Below are 16,122 nucleotides of genomic sequence, written 5' to 3'. Positions count from 1 at the left end.
AGATATCAACTAACGGCGTCGGCGCCGGCGGAGGGCAACTGATGAAAGACCAGGCGGGGCCGGTCGTGCCGGTCCGGGCGCGGGGCGCCTACCGCCAGTCGGCGCTGGTTCTGGGCACGGCTCAGCTCGGTGGGGCGTACGGCATCGCCAACCGCACCGGCGTGCCGGACGACGACGCCACCGTGCGCATGCTGACCGCGGCCCGCGACCTCGGCGTCACCCACGTCGACACCGCCCGGGCGTACGGCGAGAGCGAGCGCCGGCTGGGGGCCGCGCTGCCCGGGCTCGGCCTGTCCGTCATCACCAAGATCGGGCCGGGTGCTTCCGTACGCGAAAGCCTGGCCACCAGCCGCTCTATGTTGAGGGTCGAGGGGCCGCTGACTGTGCTGCTGCACCGCGCGGCCGACGCTTCCGCCGGGTGGTCCGACCTGCGGGCTCTCCTGGAGGCGGGCGAGGCCGACCGGATCGGGGTGTCGGTGCAGTCCCCGGACGAGCTGCGCCAGGTGCTCACGCTGCCCGACCTGGGCTATGTCCAGCTGCCCTGCAACATCCTCGACAAGCGGTGGCTTTCCATCGAGGTCCCGGACATCGTGGTCACCGTTCGCAGCGCCTACCTGCAGGGGCTGCTCGCCGCGGGCAGCACCGTGAAGTGGCCGCACCTGCCCGACGCCGAGCGCGACGCCGTGGTCGCCACCCTCGACCGCCTGGCCGTCGAGTTCGGGCGCGAGGACCGTACGGACCTGTGCCTGGCCTATCTGCTGTCGCTGCCCTGGGTCACCTCGCTCGTCGTGGGCGCCGAGACCGAGGACCAGCTGCGCCGCAACGCCGACCTGATCAGCCGCAAGCCGCTGACCGACGCCGAACGGGAGCAGGCGCTGGCCGCGCTGCCCGAGATGCCGGTGGCGCTGCTCGACCCCAGCCGGTGGAACGCATGAATCTCGAAGACCTGTTCGGCCTGAGCGGGCGGGTGGCCGTGGTGACCGGCGCGACCGGCCGCCTGGGCCAGGTGATGGCCGAGGCCCTGGCCGGGGCGGGCGCGATCACCTATCTGGTCGGCCGCGACCAGGGCCGCCTCGACGCCCTGGCCGAGAAGCTGGGCGACCGCTGCCGGGCCGCGCGCTGCGACGTCACCGTCGACGAGGACGTGGCCGCGCTCGGCGCCCGCCTGCGCGAGGAGCAGGGCCGGCTGGACGTGCTGGTGCACAACGCGCACGTCGGCAAGGGCGGCTCGCTGCGGTCGTCGACGCCGTCCGACTACCTGGCGGCGGCCGATCTGGCGCTGGGTGCGTTCCAGCGCCTGCTGGACGCCACCCGCGACCTGCTGGAGGCCACCGACGGCTCCCCGTCGATCATCAACGTGGCTTCGATGTACGGCGTGGTCAGCCCCAAGCCGCAGCTGTACGACACCCCCGAGGCGGGCAACCCGCCCTACTACGGCGCCGTCAAGGCCGGCTTGGTGCAGCTCACCCGCTACGCGGCGGTCGAGCTGGGCCCGTCCGGCATCCGGGTCAACTGCGTGACGCCCGGCCCGTTCCCCGGCGAGGGCGGCGATCCGGCCCTGCTGGCCCGCCTGGCCCAGCAGACCCCTCTGGGCCGGGTCGGCGACGCCACCGAGATCGCCACAACGGTTCTCTACCTGGCGTCCCCGCGTTCCAGCTACACCACCGGCACGAACGTCGTGGTCGACGGAGGCTGGACCGTCTGGTGACGCCCAAGGATTCCGGCATGGCCGACCTCGGAACGATCCGCGTCTGGAACGAGGACGAGGGCTGGGGCGTCATCGACTCCCCCCACACCCCCGGCGGTTGCTGGGCCCACTTCAGCGCCGCCGCCGGCGAGCCCCCGTTCACGCCCGGCCTGCCGGTCCGACTGGAGTGGGAACCGGCCCACCAGGACGGCTACACGTTCCGCGCCCTCCGCTTCTGGCCGGCCGACCGCGACCCCGTCGACCGCATCACAACCTCGCAGCCCAGCGCCGCCTACCGAAGCACGTTGACGCTGACCTTCGACCCCCCACCGCCGGACGACCCGAAACGCTAAAGCGACCAATAGCAGTAGAGGTGCCACCCGTCCGCCCGCCGAGCAAGCGCCGCCAGGCGATGCAGAAAGTCGGCGATGCCGGCGGGCTCGAAGCCGGCCAGTTCCTCGGTGGCAGCCAGCCGCACCGCGGCGTCGTAGAGAGTGTCGTGGGACGCGGCAGCCAAGGCGTCCCGCAAGGTGTCGGTCACGGCGACGACGACGTGCTCCACCTCGCCGGAAACGTCAGTGACCGCCTTGCCGTGCCGCGGCTGCGCCAGGACGACGTCGTACGGGACCCCGGTCAGCACGGACTCGAGATTCCCCATGTTGACCACAGGATCGATGTGCTTAGCCTCGACCGTCGGCAGCTCGGTGGAGACGGGCCCCCCGTCATCAGCCGCAGTGACCGCAATGCTGTCACCAGGCGCCAAGAAGTAATCAGTAAACGACACGAATGAATCGTAAAGTCGCACCCCGCAACGTCACGGCCTTCACCGCCGCCTGGGTTTTCAGGGCGCTAGCCCTGCCGAACCACCCGCCCAGCAGACGCCAGCCGCAACGTGGGGTTTCAGGGGGCTCGGCCCCCTGAGCAGATATGACGAGGCGACCAGGTCCGCGCTTTCCGCGGACAAGGTCGCCTTCGACTCGTGGAGCTGTGGGGATTTGAACCCCAGACCCCCTCGATGCGAACGAGGTGCGCTACCAGACTGCGCCACAGCCCCTTACCAGCCCTCGGACAGTTGTCCGGGGAACCGCAGCAACATTAACAGGTTCCGGACTCGCGTCGCGAACCGGCCCCACCTATGCGGTGTGGTGCCGTCCGCCTGCCTCGTAGGCCCGCCCGCGCAACCCTCCGGCCCGGCGGTAGTAGACCGACGGCGCGGCGGCCGGTGGCTCGTCGCGGTCCAGGCCCATGGCCGTGCGGCGGGCGGCTTCCCGCTGGGCGGCCAGTTGCTTCTGCTTCTCGCGGCGGTCGCGTGCTCGCCGGGCCTGTTCCCGGCGGACCATGGCCTGCTGGGCGGCCAGCCATGCCGCCTCGCGGGCCTCGATGCGGCGCCGGCGGCGGTCGGCCAGGGCCCGGTTGCGCAGGTGCACCAGGTCGAAGGCGAGCAGCATGCCGGTCACCGCGAAGCCGATCCAGAAGCCGGGTCCGACCGCCGCCACGCCGATCAGCTCGATGACGTTGAGCAGCAGCAGCGCGGCGAAGACCCGGCGGCGGCGGACGACCGCCGGGGTGTGCCGGCGCTGCGGCGCGCGCCGGGCCGGGCGGCGGCCGGGTGTGACCAGGCGCAGGCGGCGCTGTGGCTTTTCCGTGACCGCGGGAACCGTAACCGTGACCAGGCGTCCAGGGTTGATCGGTCGGCGTCCGGGCACAGTGCGACGACGGCGGTGGCGCTGCAGCACCCTCGCCGTCGACGACGCCCGCTCCGCGGCGAGCCGCTCGGTGGCGTCGTACCGGCGAACGAGCGCCGGTGCGAGGGCGAGCAGTCCGGCCGCGGCGAGGACGGCGAGGAGCACCGAGGTCGGCACCCTCACCCCTCCCGTCAGCTACGGGCGGCCCGCCATTACACGTCTACGGTGGCGGACCGCAAGACCCAATCTCCCCGAGGCTACGGGCGCGAGCTGCGGAAACATGCTCGACGCGCCGGGCGTGTCGGGCGTAAGGATCATTCGGCACAACGGGGGTCAGGCCCGCACGCGCCGCCACCGGGCCATCAGGCCGCCCTCGGCCGCGATTTCCTCGCTGGTCAGGGCATATCCAAGATGATCGCGCCAAGTGCCGTCGATGTGCATGTAGCGCTGGTGGTACGCCTCCTCGCGGAAGCCCAGCTTCTCGACCACGCGGCGGGACGGGTGGTTCTCGGGCCGGATGTTGACCTCGATGCGGTGCAGGCCGCCGGGGCCGAAGGCGTGATCGACGGCGAGCGCGAGGGCGGTCGGGATGACGCCACGGCCGGCCACCCGATGGTCGACCCAGTATCCCGCGTACGCCGAACTGAAGGCCCGTCGCACGATGTTGCCCAGGTTGAGGTGGCCGACCAGCTGGTCGTTGTAGCAGACCGCGAAGGGCATGCTTTCGCCGCGCCGGGCCGACCGCCGCATGTCCTGGTAGACGTAGCTGTAGGCGCGCGTGGAGTTCATCTCGGACCAGGGACCGGGCGGCGCCGATTCCCAGGGGGCGAGCCACTTCTGGTTCGCGATGCGCACCTCGGACCAGGCCCGGCCGTCACCCCGCTTGTAGGGCCGCAACACCACCGGACCGTCCGCCAGCACGGCGGGCCATCCGGGTGTGGACCCCAGCATCATCGCCTCCGGTCGAGTAACAGCACGTCAACGGTCGAGCCGGCGGCCGCCGTGGTGACCCGTTCGCCGAGCACCAGCAGTCCGTTGGCCTCGGCCAGGCCGGAGAGAGTGTACGGCCCGCCGGCCAGCGGTTGCACCGTATGTCCGCCGCCGCGCCGCTCCGCCACGTGGGCCGGCCGGAACTCGCGCAGGCCGCCGGGCGACGACACCGTCTCGAGCAGGTGGGCCTTGACGCTGGGCCGGAACACCGGTTCGGCCCCGGCCAGCAGCTGGATGACCGGGCGGGCGAGCACTTCGAAGCCGATGAGTGCGGCCCCGGGCTCGCCGGGCAGGCACACGACCGGCACCTCTTCGCCGCCGACGGTGCCGAAGCCCAGCGTGGTGCCCGGGCAGAGCGCGACGTCGGTGAACTCCACGGTGCCCCGGCCCGGGTCGCGGCGGGAGAGCACCCGCCGCAGCATGTCGCCCGGGCCGGTGCCGGTGCCGCCGGTGGTGATGATCAGGTCGGCCCGCAGGGTCTGGTCCTCCAGCAGGCCGCGCAGGCCTTCCGGGTCGTCGTCGCAGATGCCGATCCGGTACGCCAGGGCGCCCGCTTCGACCGCGGCGGCCGTCAGCGCGTGCGAGTTGGCGTCGACCACCTGCCCGGGCTGGCTGGGCCGGCCCACGTCGACCAGTTCGTCGCCGGTGGCCACGACCACGACGCGGGGGCTGGGCCGCACCACGACGTGCCCGATGCCGGAGGCGGCGAAGGTGGCCACCATGGGCGGCGTGACGTAGGCCCCGGCCGGCGCCAGCACCTGCCCGGACGCTATTTCGTCACCGGCCCGGCGTACGCCCGAACCACGCTTCGGCGCGTGCAGGATCTCGACCGCGGCCATGCCCTGATCGGTCCAGTGCACGGGGACGACCACGTCGGCGCCGATCGGCAGCGGCGCCCCCGCGGCCACCGAGAAGCAGGTGCCGGGGTTGATGCGCACCGGCCGCCAGCTGGCCGCGCCGAGGTCGCCTACGACGTTGAGCCGCACCGGCCGCCCGCCCTCGAACCCCCGGGACGGATGCGATCCGACTCGTCCGGCTCCGGACAGGTCTTCCCAGCGGGCCGCGTACCCGTCGATCGCGGCCTGGTCGAAGGCCGGGTAGGGGTGCGGCGCCAGCACGTCGTTGGCCAGCACGTTGCCGTGGGCCTGGGTGAGGTCGAGGTCGAGCGGAGGCAGCGCCCGGAGCCTGCGCAGCACGCTGCCCAGGTATTCGGCGAGAGGCTTCAGCTCGTTGGCGGCCGCCTCGGCATCGGCCGTGGCCGTCATCCCCTCGCACCGCCGGCGACGAACTCGGCCAGCCAGCTCCGGAACTCCTCGCCCAGGTCGTCGCGCTTGGCCGCCAGCATCACGACCGTCTGCAGGTAGCCCAGCGGCATGCCGGTGTCGTAGCGGTGGCCGCGGTAGACGATGGCGTGCACGGGAACGCCGTCGGCCAGCAGCTGGGCCATGGCGTCGGTCAGCTGGATCTCGCCGCCGCTGCCGGGCTTGGTGTCCTTGATGGCCTCGAAGATGCTCGCCGGCAGGATGTAGCGGCCCAGGACGGCCAGGTTGCTCGGCGCTTCCTCGGGGGCGGGCTTCTCGACGAGCCCGGTCACCTCGACCACGCCGTCGTTCTCGGCCGAGACGGCAGCGATGCCGTAGCGCGACGTCTCTTCAGGCTTCACCTCGCCCAGGGCCAGAACAATTCCCCCCGTACGGGCCTGGAGATCGATCATGTCGGGCAGCAGTGGCTTGTCCGGCTCGACGAACTCGTCGCCGAGCAGCACGGCGAAGGGCTGGTCGCCGATGTGTGATGCAGCGGTGCCCACCGCGTGGCCCAGGCCCAGCGCCTCGCCCTGGCGGACGGTGTAGATGTCGGCCAGTTCGCTCGTCCGGCGTACGGCGGCCAGCCGCTCGTGGTCGCCCTTCTTCTCGAGCCTGTCCTCGACGTCGGGCCGGCGGTCGAAGTGGTCGACCATCGACGTCTTGCCCCGGCCGGTGACCAGCAGGACGTCGGTGATGCCGGCGGCGGCCGCTTCCTCGACGATGTACTGCAGCACGGGCCGGTCGACGACCGGCAGCAGTTCCTTGGGCACGGCCTTGGTGGCCGGCAGGAACCGGGTCGCCAGGCCGGCCGCCGGGATGACAGCCTTCACCGCCCGCCGGCCGGACTCGTGCGCGTTCGAGGTCATCCAGGTCACCGCACCTTCGCTCAGTCGTGCCCGTGCTATGCCGCGAGACTATCGGCCACGCCTGTGTTGCGGCGGTCGTGGCCCGCTGGGCACGGCCGGCGCGGGATCACAATCTCCACCATGATCACCTGGCGAAACCCCCGACTTCGTCACATCCGCGGGCTCGGCCAACCGATATGTGTCGCGTCCGGCGTTTTTGGCCGCATACAGGGCTCGGTCGGCCGCCGCGAGCACCTGCGGTGAATTCTCACCGTGCTCCGGATAGACCGCCACTCCGATGGAGACGCTGATCGGCACTGTGAGGCCGTCGAAGCTCACCGGGTGGTCGCGGACGGCGGCGCCCAGACGTTCGGCGACTATGGCTCCGCCGTACGCGTCGGTCTCGGGCAGCAGCACCACGAACTCCTCACCGCCCTGCCGGAAGGCCACGTCCACCTCGCGCAGGCCGACCCGGATGCGGCGGGCGAACTCGCCCAGCACCGCGTCCCCGGCCGCGTGCCCGTACGTGTCGTTGACGTCCTTGAAGTGGTCGAGGTCAAGCACCAGCACGGCCAGCATGCGCCCGAAGCGGCTGGCCCGCTCCACCTCGCGGCGCAGCGACTCGTGCAGGTAGCGGTAGTTCCAGAGCCCGGTCAGCGGGTCGGTGAGCGAGAGCCGCTGCGCCTCCTCGTGCAGCCGGACATTGTGTACGGCCACCCCGGCCTGACCGGCGAAAGTGCGCAGCGTGCTGAGGTCGGAGTCGTCGAACCGGTCGCCGCCCACCCGGTCGTAGAGGGCCAGCACACCCAGCGTCTCGGGGAAGGGCGCCGGGTCGCCGGGCTCCTCGGGAATGCCCGGGGCGCAGATCGGCACCGCCACATAGGACAGGCAGGGCGGCTCGGCCGAGGCGAGTTCGCCCTGGCCACGACGCGGTTCACCGGTCGCGGCGACCCCGCCCAGCACGCCCTCACCGAGCGGCAGGCGCTGCTGGGGCAGCTCGCTGTCGGGCACGTCCCAGCGACCGGCCAGGCCGATGCCGCACTGCGCGACCAGCTGCCCGGCGGGGCGGTCGATGAGCAGCACCAGGCCGGCCCGGGCCCCGGTGGCGGCCAGCGCCGTCCGCAGGATGACCTGCAGGATCCGGTGCAGGTCATGCGTACTGGAAAGGGTCTCGCCGAGGATCGCGAGGTGGCCGCGCAGCTGATCCCGGCTCGCGGTCAGGGCCTGGACGTAGGCCTGCAGCTCCCGGGTCATCCGGTTGAAGCTGGCGGCCAGGCGGCCCAGCTCGTCGGGGTGCGGGATGGGGACGCGCGTGTTCAGATCGCCGTCGGCCACCCGGCCGGCCGCCCAGGCCAGCTCGCCGAGCGGACGGGTGGTCGAGTGGGCCAGCCCGCGGGCGACCAGCACGGCGACGACGGCCACCGACAGAACCACGGCGAGCAGTACGACGTACAGGAAAATCGGTTTGTTCTGGGGAACCGTGAGGGTGAGAGGAAGGGGCTGGCCGGGCTCGGGCGTCAGCACCCGGCCCCCGTCCCGGCCGGTCAGCGCGACTCGCGCGCCGGCAGCCGCCGACAAGCGTTCGAGGAAGTCCTGATCGACCGTCTGACCCGCGGTGACGGTGAGGTCGCCGGTGACCGAGCGGGCCGCGATCGCGGTGACGGGCCCGTCGGCCGGGTGGGCGCAGTCCTGTCCGCCGGCCGGAGCGTCCATCTGGATCTTGGTGGCCAGACCGCGAGCGATCAGCTGGTCGGCCACCGCCGATCGGTCCCGCGCGGGCACCACCGCCACCGCGTCGGCCGCGGCCTGCAGTTGCCGGCAGGTGGCCGCGATGCCGGTGCGGACCGTGGCCGTGGCATGGTCAAGCCGCTCGGCGCTCCGATCCCGGTTCACCGCGGCGACCGTGACGGCGACGAAAATGGCCCCGAGCAGGACCGGGCCGAGCACGACCACCAAAAACGCGGTGGTCAGACGGCCCCGTAGCGTCACGCATCCTCCCGGTGGTGGCCCATTTCGGAGCGATGCTGACATAGTGTGCACCGTTTGCCGCTTTTCACAAGGGGGGTGTTCCATGTCCGATTTAACCGGTGAAGCGGAAGAATCTCGGTCCGCCAAGATCGCACTCCGCAATCGGCTCCTCACTTCCCGTCGCTCTCTCTCGTCCAACGAGCTAGCGGCGGCCGCCGCACAGATTCAGGGTCAAACCCTTTCCCTCGTACGCCGGGAGGGGGCGGCCGTGGTGGCGTCGTACGTCCCGATCGGCTCCGAACCGGGCGGCTCGTCGCTGCTGGCGGCGCTGGCCGCACAGGCGCGGGTACTGCTGCCGGTGCTGCTCCCGGACGGCGACCTGGAGTGGGCCGACTACTCCTCGGAGCTGGCCGCCGGGCCCCGTGGCCTGCTGGAACCCGCCGGACCTCGGCTGGGCGTGTCGGCGGTCGCCACGGCCGACGTCGTTCTCGTGCCGGCTCTCGCGGTCGATCGGCGCGGCCTCCGCCTCGGCCGCGGGGGTGGCTCGTACGACCGGGCGCTGGCGCGACTGCCGGAATCAGGAGGACCGCTGGTGGTGGCGCTGCTGCACGACGGCGAACTGGTCGACGCGGTGCCGGCCGAGCCGCACGACCGCCCGGTCCATGCGGTAATCACCCCCGGCGGCGGCCTGACCGTTTTTGCCGCCCGCTGATTCCCGCCGACGGGTGTGAGCGCTCAGACGCCGGGCCGAGTGGACGAAATGACCTCCGATGGCGCAACATTGGCACTCGGAGTTGGCGAGTGCCAGCAGCCGACGAATCCGGAGGAGCCGTGCCTACCTACCAGTACGCCTGCACCGAGTGCGGACACCAGCTCGAAGCCGTGCAGTCGTTCTCCGACCCGGCGCTCACCGAGTGCCCGAATTGCGCCGGCAAGCTCCGCAAGGTCTTCAACTCGGTCGGCATCGTCTTCAAGGGCTCGGGCTTCTACCGGAACGACTCCCGCTCCGGCAACGTGAGCGCCGAAAAGTCCGGAAGCAACGAGACCGCCAAGAAGAGCGACGCGACGTCGACGTCCTCTTCATCCAGCGAGTCGTCCTCGACCTCGTCTTCCTCGTCGTCGACTTCGACGTCTACGTCCACGTCGTCGTCCTCGAGCTCGGGAAGCAGCGCGAAGGCCACCTCCGCCTCCTGACCCACCCCACGAACCGCGCCCGGCCACCGGCCCGGCGCGGTTTGTCGTGCTTCAGCCCGCGCCGCCTCCCCTAGCAGATCGCGGGCGTGCGACGCGGTTATCCACATTTCCGCTCTATCCACAGGGCTCCGGCGGGCGACCTCGCCGAACGCCTAGCGTCTCGTCCGGCGCCGCCAGACCGCGACGCCAGAGCGGAAGGGGCAGGACCATGGGCAGATCCAGCTCGGCCCGGCTGGGCTCGGCCCTGCCCCCGGCGCCGGGATCGCCGAGCCGCGACGGCGGCGACGGTCGTCTCGATCCCGTGCGCTGGCGCCCACCGGCCCGCGGCCTGCTGCTACGCCTCGCAGTAGTCGCGATCCTGCTGGGGGCCGCCGCTCTGGTGTCGTGGTCGCCCCCACCGACGTGCGACCCGCCGGCCTACACGGTCCCCGCCGCAGCCCCTTCGGCTCCGGCGGCGTCCCCATCGATCCCCAGCGGCAGCATGGGCGTTCCCGTCCGCCTGTCCGATCCGGCCGCTCTGGCCCTGGTCGAGCCGGGCAACCGGGTCGACCTGCTACGCCTCGACGACGCCGACGGCAGCACCGAGCCGGTGGCCCAGTCGGCCCTGGTCCTGCAGGTGACCTCGCCCGACGACCCGACGGCCGGCGGTCTGTTGCTGGCGCTCTCCCCCACCGAGGCTCAACGCGCCGTCGCCGCTCCCGGCCAGAGCTTCACCGTGCTGATCCGCCCCGGCTGAGCGCAGGGCCGCGGTCATGACCGGCGCTCACCAGTGCGGCGGGCGGTCCTCCAGCAGGCGGTCGTCATTGTCGTACGACCGCTCGCCCCAGCCCCGCTCGGTGTCGTCGCGGGTCTGGTCGGGCAGGACGGCCGCCTCTTCCGATTCGAAGTCGACCTCGCGCTCGGCGTCGCTGTCGCGCTCGGGCTCATCCAGGATGTCCACGCCTACGAGGGTAGGCCCGCGCCGCTGCCCAAGTCTTCCCCCTGCGGCTGTACCGTCGGTGAACGTGACCACCCCCACCGGCGTCCCGGACGACGCGTACTGGCAGCGACCGGATCCTCACTCCGCCGGGCCCGCCGGGGAGCCGGAGCCTGGCCCGCCGCCCGGTCCCACGTACCCCGGACCGCCACGCACCCCACCCCCGTCGGCCAACTGGCGTCCCCCCACGATCGCCACCCCGCCCCCGCCGCGCAGCCTGCCCCCGCAAGACATGGACGACCTCGACGACTCCGAGGGCTCGGCCCGCACGGTCACCTACGGCGTAGGCCTGGTGGCCGGCGCCATCGCCCTGATCCTGATGTGCCTGCTGTGCGTCCGCCTCCTCTTCTGACCGGCGCTTCAACGGCGAACGCCCCGGAGTGGCAGCACTCCGGGGCGTTCGTTTGGTCCGGGGTTCAGTAGGTGCCCCACACGGCGGTGGCGCCGGAGTCGCCGGTCTTGAAGACGAAGTAGCCCGAGACCGCGGCCAGGACGATCAACGCCACGGCGCCGCCGAGTTCGCCCGGGAGGGGGAGGCGGGTGCTGCCACGTCGCCACGTCAGGGCCACCATCACGAGGCTCACCACGCCCAGCGCGAGCGTGAACCAGGCCGTCAGCGTGCCGAAGCCCATGTGGTCGTCGAGAATCTCCTTGCCGGGGCCGCTCATCCCCTGGTCGAGCAGGCGGTTGTAGAGCTTCGTGCCCGAGGCCATCGTCACGAAGGCGGTCACCGGCGCGATGATCGCCAGCAGGCCGAGCGCCCAGCCCATCCGGGGCCGCCAGCGGGGCACCAGCGCGTAGACCACCGCCCCCAGCGCGAGCAACGGGACGAAAACGACCGCCGCGTGCAGCACGAGCGCGTGCACCGGCAGGCCGTTGATCTGGTCGAACACGACGCCTCCTCATGATCAGGTCAAGCCGCCAGCTTAGAAGTATCTGACGACGCAAGCATTGCCCTGCCTCCGCGTACGCCTGCCGGCCGGTCCCGGTTCACCGCTTTGGCCGATCTTGACCAACTGGCGTCCGACCAGCCTCTCAGACGATCAAGCGGTTGGGGTTTCGGACGAACCGTGTTGTCATTGAGCAATGTCCACCGGCGAAAACTTGCTGCGCGAGCACGGCCTGCGGGTCACCAAGCCGCGCCTCGCCGTGCTCGACATCCTCACCGAGGGCGGCCACCTCGAGGTCGACGAAATCGCCCGCCGGGCCCGCACCCGCCTCGACTCGGTCTCGACCCAGGCCGTGTACGACGTGCTGGGCGCCCTGTCCCGCGCCGGCCTGGCCCGCCGCCTGGAACCGGCCGGCAGCCCCGCCCGCTACGAGGCCCGCGTGGGCGACAACCACCACCACATCGTCTGCCGCGGCTGCGGCGAGATAGCCGACGTCGACTGCACGGTCGGCGACCGCCCCTGCCTGACCCCGGCCACGTCACACGGCTTCGAACTGGACGAGGCCGAGGTGACCTTCTGGGGCCTCTGTCCCGCGTGCCAGGCCCGCCGAGCCACCGACTCCGCCTGACCCGCCCAGCACCCAGAGCCGCCGACACCCCAGCGCCGCCCGCCGCGCCGCGGTCGTTTGGCGGAGGTGCATCCGACTCGCGACTGCGAGCGGGCCGAAAATAAACTGAACGAGTTCAACTTTGGGCGCCGGGCGTGGCACTGTGGAAGGCATGAGCGTCGACGTCGGGTTGTTCGGGCCGGATTCGGTCACCTGGAAGCTGCACAGCGAACCGATCCTCCTGCTCGGCGGCCTGCGCTCGCTCTACCTGCAGGCGCTGCACCCCAGGGCCGTGGCCGGCGTCGCGCAGAACTCGGGATTCCGGGCCGACCCGTGGGGCCGCCTCAACAGGACCTCGGACTACGTGGGCACGGTCATCTACGGCACCACCGAAGAGGTCGAGCGGGCCTCGAGCCGCCTGCGCCGGCTGCATTCGCGCATGACCGCCACCGACCCGCGCACGGGCGAGACGTTCCGCATCGACGAGCCGGACCTGCTGCGCTGGGTGCACGTGGCCGAGGTCGAGTCGTTCCTCACCACCGCGACCCGGGCCGGGCTGAAGCTGACCCCCGACGAGGTCGACCAGTACTACACCGAGCAGCTCCGAGCGGCCGAGCTGGTCGGCCTGGACCCGTCGACGGTGCCCGCCACGGCCGCCGAGGTCGAGGCCTACTACGAGGCCATGCGCCCCGAGCTGACCCTCACCCGCGACGGCGCCGAGACGGCCGCCTTCCTCACCGTGCCCCCGGTGCCCGACTTTTTCGGCAACCGTGCCCTACGGCTGAGCCTCACACTGGGCCCGGCCCGATGGGCGTACCTCGGCGTCGCCAGCACCGCGATCGGCCTGCTGCCGCCCTGGGCCCGGCGCCTCTACGGCGGCCTCGGCTGGCCCACCACCGACGTAACCGCCGACCTATCAGTCCGTGGCATCCGCCTGCTGCTGGCCACAGTGCTCAACACCCTGCCTCGCAAGTACCGCACCGCCCCCATGCGCCAGGCCGCCCTGGCCCGCGCCGGAGTCACCGACAGCTAGCCCACCCGATACCGCACCCCACCGATGCGCCAAGCCGCCTGGCCTGCGCCGGCGCCACCCACAGCTAGCCCACCCGAGCACGCCGACATCGGGCAGCCCATCTACGCGAGCCGACCAGCTGAACTGCCCCAGCCGAGCCGACCAGCCCAGCGGGCCAGCCGAGCCGCCCTGGCCCGCGCTGGCGTCACGGACAGCTGGCCCACCCGAGCACGCCGACACCGGGCAGCCCAACTGCCCGAGCCGAGCCGACCAGCCCAGCGGGCAGACCGAACCGGGCCACGCTGGCGCTGACCGGCGAAGAGCCCAACAGGCCAGCCCGAACCAGGCCACACTGGGGCCCGCCGGCGAAGAGCCCAACGGCCAGGCCGAACCGGGCCACGCTGGCGCCGACCGGCGAGCGGCCCAACGGGCCAGGCCGAGCCGGTCTGCACTCAGGCGGTGGCGGTCAGGTGTTCCACCGCCGTCCACGGGTCTTTGGCCGGGACGTCCTGGCCGGTGGGGCACGACTTGCGGAAGTCGCACCACGAGCAGAGCGCCCCCGGATTGGTCGGGAACTCGGCGTCGGGGTCGGCGCCGGATGCCACGGCCTTTTCGGCGGCCATGATGTCGCGGGCCGTCTGTTCCGCCCGGCGGACCTGGCGGGCCAGCGACTCTTCGGTGTGCTCGTGCGAGACAACCGTCGCGGTGGGCAGGTGGTGCAGCTCGACGCGGTAGCTCGGACGGCGGAAGACGCGCGAGGCCGCGTACGCGTAGAGGGCCAGAGCCTGCGAACCGCGAGCGTCGCCGGCGTCGAGCCCGGAGCGGCCGGTCTTGTAGTCGACGATCACCGCCTCGGGACCGTCGGGGCCGCGGCGGGCGTCGATGCGGTCGGCCCGGCCGTTGAAGGCCAGCACCGCCGTCTTGGTGGCGACCACCCGTTCGACGCCCAGCGGCTCGTCGGCCGGGTCGAGGCCGTGCACGTAGGTCTCGAGCCAGCGCAGGGCCGCCCGGTACGTCGTGCGCTCCTGGTCGACGTCACGGTAGCCCTCGCGTACCCAAGTCGCTTTCAGCAGCCGGGGCAGCGCCGACTCATCGCGGCTGTCGGCCGGCACCGCATACCAGTTCTTCAGGGCGGTGTGGACGCTCGCGCCCAGCGAGTTGTGTGCCCACGGCGGACCCTTGGGCGGAGCCGGCCGGTCGACATATGAGTAGCGGTAGCGCCGAGGACAGTCGGCGAACGCCCCGAGCTTGCTGGGCGTGCACACGAAGAGCCGCTCGGGCATGCCGGCGAAGCCGAGCTGCTCGGGAACCACACTGGGGGGTCTGGTGGAGGGCACAGGACAATCCTGCCAGCCGGGTACGACAGAAACGCGTCAGCCCTGAGCCAGATACAGCTGGACGAAAGCATCGATAGCGTCCGCGATCAGCTGCACCGCGATGGCCGCCAGCAGCAGGCCGGCGATTCGCGTCAGCACCTCGATGCCGGCCGGGCGCAGCAGCTTCACGATGCCGCCGGAGAACCGCAGCACCAGCCACACGGTCAGCATGACCAGCAGAATGCCGACGCCGATGATCAGGTATTCGTCCGCTCCCTCGGCCCGGCGCACGAACAGCATGGTCGCCACGATCGCGCCCGGCCCGGCCAGCAGCGGCGTGCCGATCGGCACCAGGGCCACGTTGCTGGTGCCGCCCTGGTCCGACGGCTCGTCGGCTTTGCCCGTGAGCAGCTGCAACGCGACCAGGATGAGCAGCAGACCGCCCGCGCCCTGCAGGGCCGGCAGCTCCACGTGCAGATAGTCGAGCAGCGTCTGCCCGGCCACCGCGAAGCCGATGATCACACCGAGCGCGAGCAGCACCGCCTGGGTGCCCGCCTTCATCCGGGCGCGCCCGTCCATCGTCCCGGTCAGCGCCAGGAACACCGGCACCATGCCGGGCGGGTCGACGATCACCAGCAAGGTCACGAAGACTTCGCCGAGCAGCTTCAGATTCACCCGATCACGTTAGGGGTCGAGCCCGCCCGGACGCAGTTCGATGCGTCCAGCGTCACCCCAGCACCGGCACTCCGGTCGCGGCCGAGACGATTTTCTCGTACGCCTCGGGGTCGGTCAGATAGTCGCCGAGCTGCACCGTCTTGTGCGTGCCGTGAAAGTCGGACGACCCGGTGACCACGAGTCCCAGATCCTCGGCGAGTTCACGCACGTGCGCCCGCTCGGCCGGTGAGTGATCCTCATGATCGGCCTCGAGCCCGAACAGCCCCGCGTCGGCCAGCTGAATGATCAGCTCGTCGGGCACCACGCGCCCCCGAACCGTCGCTCGCGGATGGGCGAAAACGGTCACCCCACCCGCGGCCCGAACCGCTCGCACGGCTTCGAAAACGTCAAGGTCCGATTTCGGTACGAAGTAACGAGCACCCAGCCACCTCGAGGCGAACGCCTCGTTGGTCGTCCGCACCAGCCCGGCCCTGATCAGCGCCTGGGCGATGTGCGGCCGCCCGACCGACCCCCCGGCGGCGTAGCCGTGCACCTCGCCCCAGGTGATCGGCACCCCGTCGGCGGCCAGCTTGGCCACGATCTTCTCGGCCCGCTGCTCCCGGTCGACGCGCATGCGGGCCAGGTCGGCGGCGAGGCGTGGCTCGTCCGGGTCGAAAAGGTAGGCCAGCATGTGCAGCGCGATCGGCCACTGCTCGGCCCCCAGCCAGCGGCACGACAGCTCGGCCCCGCGCACCAGCCGCAGCCCGTCGGGCCGGGCCTGCGCCGCCGCCTGCCAGCCGCCGGTGGTGTCGTGATCGGTGATCGCCATGACGTCGAGCCCGGCCGCCGCACCGGCCCGGACCAGCTCGGCGGGCGTGAACGTGCCGTCGCTGGCCGTGGAGTGGCAGTGCAGGTCGATTCGGGTCACCGCAAAACGCTACCGGCCCGAGGCCACACCCTGCCGCCTCCCCGGCGCGATCCCTTCGTCACAGCC

The 16,122-nt window shown here is 71.9% G+C and carries 20 protein-coding genes, 1 tRNA gene and 1 pseudogene; 9 read left to right on the top strand and 13 right to left on the bottom strand.

Features of this window, described 5'->3' with window-relative positions:
• Positions 1-41: 41 nt before the first annotated feature.
• Genes OWR29_RS43435 through OWR29_RS43425 form a run of 3 tightly spaced genes read left to right on the top strand, consistent with a single transcriptional unit; the run spans position 42 to position 2,040 of the window.
• Positions 42-935 carry an aldo/keto reductase gene (locus tag OWR29_RS43435; protein ID WP_267569483.1) on the top strand — a complete coding sequence of 298 codons (894 nt, stop codon included), beginning with the start codon at positions 42-44 and terminating at the stop codon, positions 933-935.
• Positions 932-1,708, top strand: a complete 777-nt coding sequence (locus OWR29_RS43430) for an SDR family NAD(P)-dependent oxidoreductase (RefSeq protein ID WP_267569482.1) — start codon at positions 932-934, stop codon at positions 1,706-1,708. The genes OWR29_RS43435 and OWR29_RS43430 overlap by 4 nt, the downstream gene beginning before the upstream one ends.
• 17 nt (positions 1,709-1,725) lie before the next feature.
• Entirely contained in the window at positions 1,726-2,040 is a 315-nt protein-coding gene (locus OWR29_RS43425) for a cold shock domain-containing protein (RefSeq protein WP_267569481.1), read from the top strand.
• Here OWR29_RS43425 and OWR29_RS43420 read toward each other — a convergent pair.
• The 7 genes from OWR29_RS43420 to OWR29_RS43390 form a co-directional block, all read right to left on the bottom strand.
• Positions 2,037-2,345, bottom strand: coding sequence for a hypothetical protein (locus OWR29_RS43420; RefSeq protein ID WP_267569480.1), 309 nt, complete (start codon positions 2,343-2,345; stop codon positions 2,037-2,039). The two genes, OWR29_RS43425 and OWR29_RS43420, sit on opposite strands and share 4 nt — an antisense overlap.
• Positions 2,346-2,667: 322 nt before the next feature.
• Positions 2,668-2,741: transfer RNA gene (locus tag OWR29_RS43415), tRNA-Ala, on the bottom strand.
• Between the two features lie 79 nt (positions 2,742-2,820).
• Positions 2,821-3,549: a divisome protein SepX/GlpR gene (gene sepX / locus OWR29_RS43410; protein WP_267569479.1), complete on the bottom strand. Its 729-nt coding sequence runs from the start codon at positions 3,547-3,549 to the stop codon at positions 2,821-2,823.
• Between the two features lie 156 nt (positions 3,550-3,705).
• Positions 3,706-4,326 (bottom strand): GNAT family N-acetyltransferase, encoded by a 621-nt coding sequence (locus tag OWR29_RS43405; protein WP_267569478.1) that lies wholly within the window; start codon positions 4,324-4,326, stop codon positions 3,706-3,708.
• Positions 4,323-5,627 carry a molybdopterin molybdotransferase MoeA gene (locus OWR29_RS43400; RefSeq protein ID WP_267569477.1) on the bottom strand — a complete coding sequence of 435 codons (1,305 nt, stop codon included), beginning with the start codon at positions 5,625-5,627 and terminating at the stop codon, positions 4,323-4,325. The genes OWR29_RS43405 and OWR29_RS43400 overlap by 4 nt, the downstream gene beginning before the upstream one ends.
• Complete coding sequence (locus tag OWR29_RS43395; RefSeq protein ID WP_267569476.1) at positions 5,624-6,532, bottom strand: UTP--glucose-1-phosphate uridylyltransferase; 909 nt, start codon at positions 6,530-6,532, stop codon at positions 5,624-5,626. Before OWR29_RS43395 ends, OWR29_RS43400 begins: the two co-directional genes overlap by 4 nt.
• A 48-nt stretch (positions 6,533-6,580) precedes the next feature.
• Positions 6,581-8,500, bottom strand: coding sequence for a sensor domain-containing diguanylate cyclase (locus tag OWR29_RS43390; protein WP_267569475.1), 1,920 nt, complete (start codon positions 8,498-8,500; stop codon positions 6,581-6,583).
• Positions 8,501-8,582: 82 nt separating this feature from the next.
• On the opposite strand from OWR29_RS43390, the gene OWR29_RS43385 reads away from it, so the two are divergent.
• Positions 8,583-9,191: a 5-formyltetrahydrofolate cyclo-ligase gene (locus OWR29_RS43385; RefSeq protein WP_267569474.1), complete on the top strand. Its 609-nt coding sequence runs from the start codon at positions 8,583-8,585 to the stop codon at positions 9,189-9,191.
• Between the two features lie 89 nt (positions 9,192-9,280).
• Positions 9,281-9,403 (top strand): annotated as a pseudogene (locus tag OWR29_RS43380) (FmdB family zinc ribbon protein); the annotation flags it as partial.
• Between the two features lie 62 nt (positions 9,404-9,465).
• Here OWR29_RS43380 and OWR29_RS43375 read toward each other — a convergent pair.
• Positions 9,466-9,660, bottom strand: a complete 195-nt coding sequence (locus OWR29_RS43375; RefSeq protein ID WP_267569553.1) for a hypothetical protein — start codon at positions 9,658-9,660, stop codon at positions 9,466-9,468.
• A gap of 221 nt (positions 9,661-9,881) precedes the next feature.
• Here OWR29_RS43375 and OWR29_RS43370 point away from each other — a divergent pair, with 221 nt between their 5' ends.
• Positions 9,882-10,409, top strand: coding sequence for a hypothetical protein (locus OWR29_RS43370; protein WP_267569473.1), 528 nt, complete (start codon positions 9,882-9,884; stop codon positions 10,407-10,409).
• A 27-nt stretch (positions 10,410-10,436) separates the two neighbouring features.
• Here OWR29_RS43370 and OWR29_RS43365 read toward each other — a convergent pair whose 3' ends face one another.
• Entirely contained in the window at positions 10,437-10,613 is a 177-nt protein-coding gene (locus OWR29_RS43365; RefSeq protein WP_267569472.1) for a hypothetical protein, read from the bottom strand.
• A 64-nt stretch (positions 10,614-10,677) separates the two neighbouring features.
• On the opposite strand from OWR29_RS43365, the gene OWR29_RS43360 reads away from it, so the two are divergent.
• Complete coding sequence (locus tag OWR29_RS43360; protein WP_267569471.1) at positions 10,678-11,001, top strand: translation initiation factor 2; 324 nt, start codon at positions 10,678-10,680, stop codon at positions 10,999-11,001.
• 64 nt (positions 11,002-11,065) lie between these two features.
• Here the strand turns inward: OWR29_RS43360 and OWR29_RS43355 are convergent, their stop codons facing one another.
• Entirely contained in the window at positions 11,066-11,542 is a 477-nt protein-coding gene (locus tag OWR29_RS43355) for a DUF2231 domain-containing protein (RefSeq protein ID WP_267569470.1), read from the bottom strand.
• Positions 11,543-11,735: 193 nt separating this feature from the next.
• Here OWR29_RS43355 and OWR29_RS43350 point away from each other — a divergent pair, with 193 nt between their 5' ends.
• Positions 11,736-12,167 carry a Fur family transcriptional regulator gene (locus tag OWR29_RS43350; RefSeq protein ID WP_267569469.1) on the top strand — a complete coding sequence of 144 codons (432 nt, stop codon included), beginning with the start codon at positions 11,736-11,738 and terminating at the stop codon, positions 12,165-12,167.
• A gap of 151 nt (positions 12,168-12,318) precedes the next feature.
• The gene (locus OWR29_RS43345) at positions 12,319-13,179 is read left to right on the top strand and encodes an oxygenase MpaB family protein (RefSeq protein WP_267569468.1); all 861 of its coding nucleotides are present in this window, start codon (positions 12,319-12,321) and stop codon (positions 13,177-13,179) included.
• Positions 13,180-13,610: 431 nt separating this feature from the next.
• Here OWR29_RS43345 and OWR29_RS43340 read toward each other — a convergent pair whose 3' ends face one another.
• The 3 genes from OWR29_RS43340 to OWR29_RS43330 form a co-directional block, all read right to left on the bottom strand.
• Complete coding sequence (locus OWR29_RS43340; RefSeq protein WP_267569546.1) at positions 13,611-14,441, bottom strand: RecB family exonuclease; 831 nt, start codon at positions 14,439-14,441, stop codon at positions 13,611-13,613.
• A gap of 90 nt (positions 14,442-14,531) precedes the next feature.
• A complete protein-coding gene (locus OWR29_RS43335) occupies positions 14,532-15,149 on the bottom strand; it encodes a MarC family protein (RefSeq protein WP_267569467.1) in 618 nt (205 codons plus the stop codon).
• Between the two features lie 52 nt (positions 15,150-15,201).
• Positions 15,202-16,056, bottom strand: coding sequence for a PHP domain-containing protein (locus tag OWR29_RS43330; protein ID WP_267569466.1), 855 nt, complete (start codon positions 16,054-16,056; stop codon positions 15,202-15,204).
• Between the last annotated feature and the right edge of the window lie 66 nt (positions 16,057-16,122).

Source organism: Paractinoplanes pyxinae, assembly GCF_026626335.1.
Taxonomy (GTDB): domain Bacteria; phylum Actinomycetota; class Actinomycetes; order Mycobacteriales; family Micromonosporaceae; genus Actinoplanes; species Actinoplanes pyxinae.
This window is presented reverse-complemented; position numbering and strand designations above follow the sequence as displayed.

Coding starts and splice junctions, on each gene's coding strand:
- OWR29_RS43400 (WP_267569477.1), bottom strand. CDS start 5,627: ATGACGGCCACGGCCGATGCCGAGGCGGCCGCCAACGAGCTGAAGCCT.
- OWR29_RS43425 (WP_267569481.1), top strand. CDS start 1,726: ATGGCCGACCTCGGAACGATCCGCGTCTGGAACGAGGACGAGGGCTGG.
- OWR29_RS43345 (WP_267569468.1), top strand. CDS start 12,319: ATGAGCGTCGACGTCGGGTTGTTCGGGCCGGATTCGGTCACCTGGAAG.
- OWR29_RS43350 (WP_267569469.1), top strand. CDS start 11,736: ATGTCCACCGGCGAAAACTTGCTGCGCGAGCACGGCCTGCGGGTCACC.
- OWR29_RS43420 (WP_267569480.1), bottom strand. CDS start 2,345: ATGGGGAATCTCGAGTCCGTGCTGACCGGGGTCCCGTACGACGTCGTC.
- OWR29_RS43405 (WP_267569478.1), bottom strand. CDS start 4,326: ATGATGCTGGGGTCCACACCCGGATGGCCCGCCGTGCTGGCGGACGGT.
- OWR29_RS43370 (WP_267569473.1), top strand. CDS start 9,882: ATGGGCAGATCCAGCTCGGCCCGGCTGGGCTCGGCCCTGCCCCCGGCG.
- OWR29_RS43435 (WP_267569483.1), top strand. CDS start 42: ATGAAAGACCAGGCGGGGCCGGTCGTGCCGGTCCGGGCGCGGGGCGCC.
- OWR29_RS43385 (WP_267569474.1), top strand. CDS start 8,583: ATGTCCGATTTAACCGGTGAAGCGGAAGAATCTCGGTCCGCCAAGATC.
- OWR29_RS43340 (WP_267569546.1), bottom strand. CDS start 14,441: ATGCCCGAGCGGCTCTTCGTGTGCACGCCCAGCAAGCTCGGGGCGTTC.
- OWR29_RS43430 (WP_267569482.1), top strand. CDS start 932: ATGAATCTCGAAGACCTGTTCGGCCTGAGCGGGCGGGTGGCCGTGGTG.
- OWR29_RS43395 (WP_267569476.1), bottom strand. CDS start 6,532: ATGACCTCGAACGCGCACGAGTCCGGCCGGCGGGCGGTGAAGGCTGTC.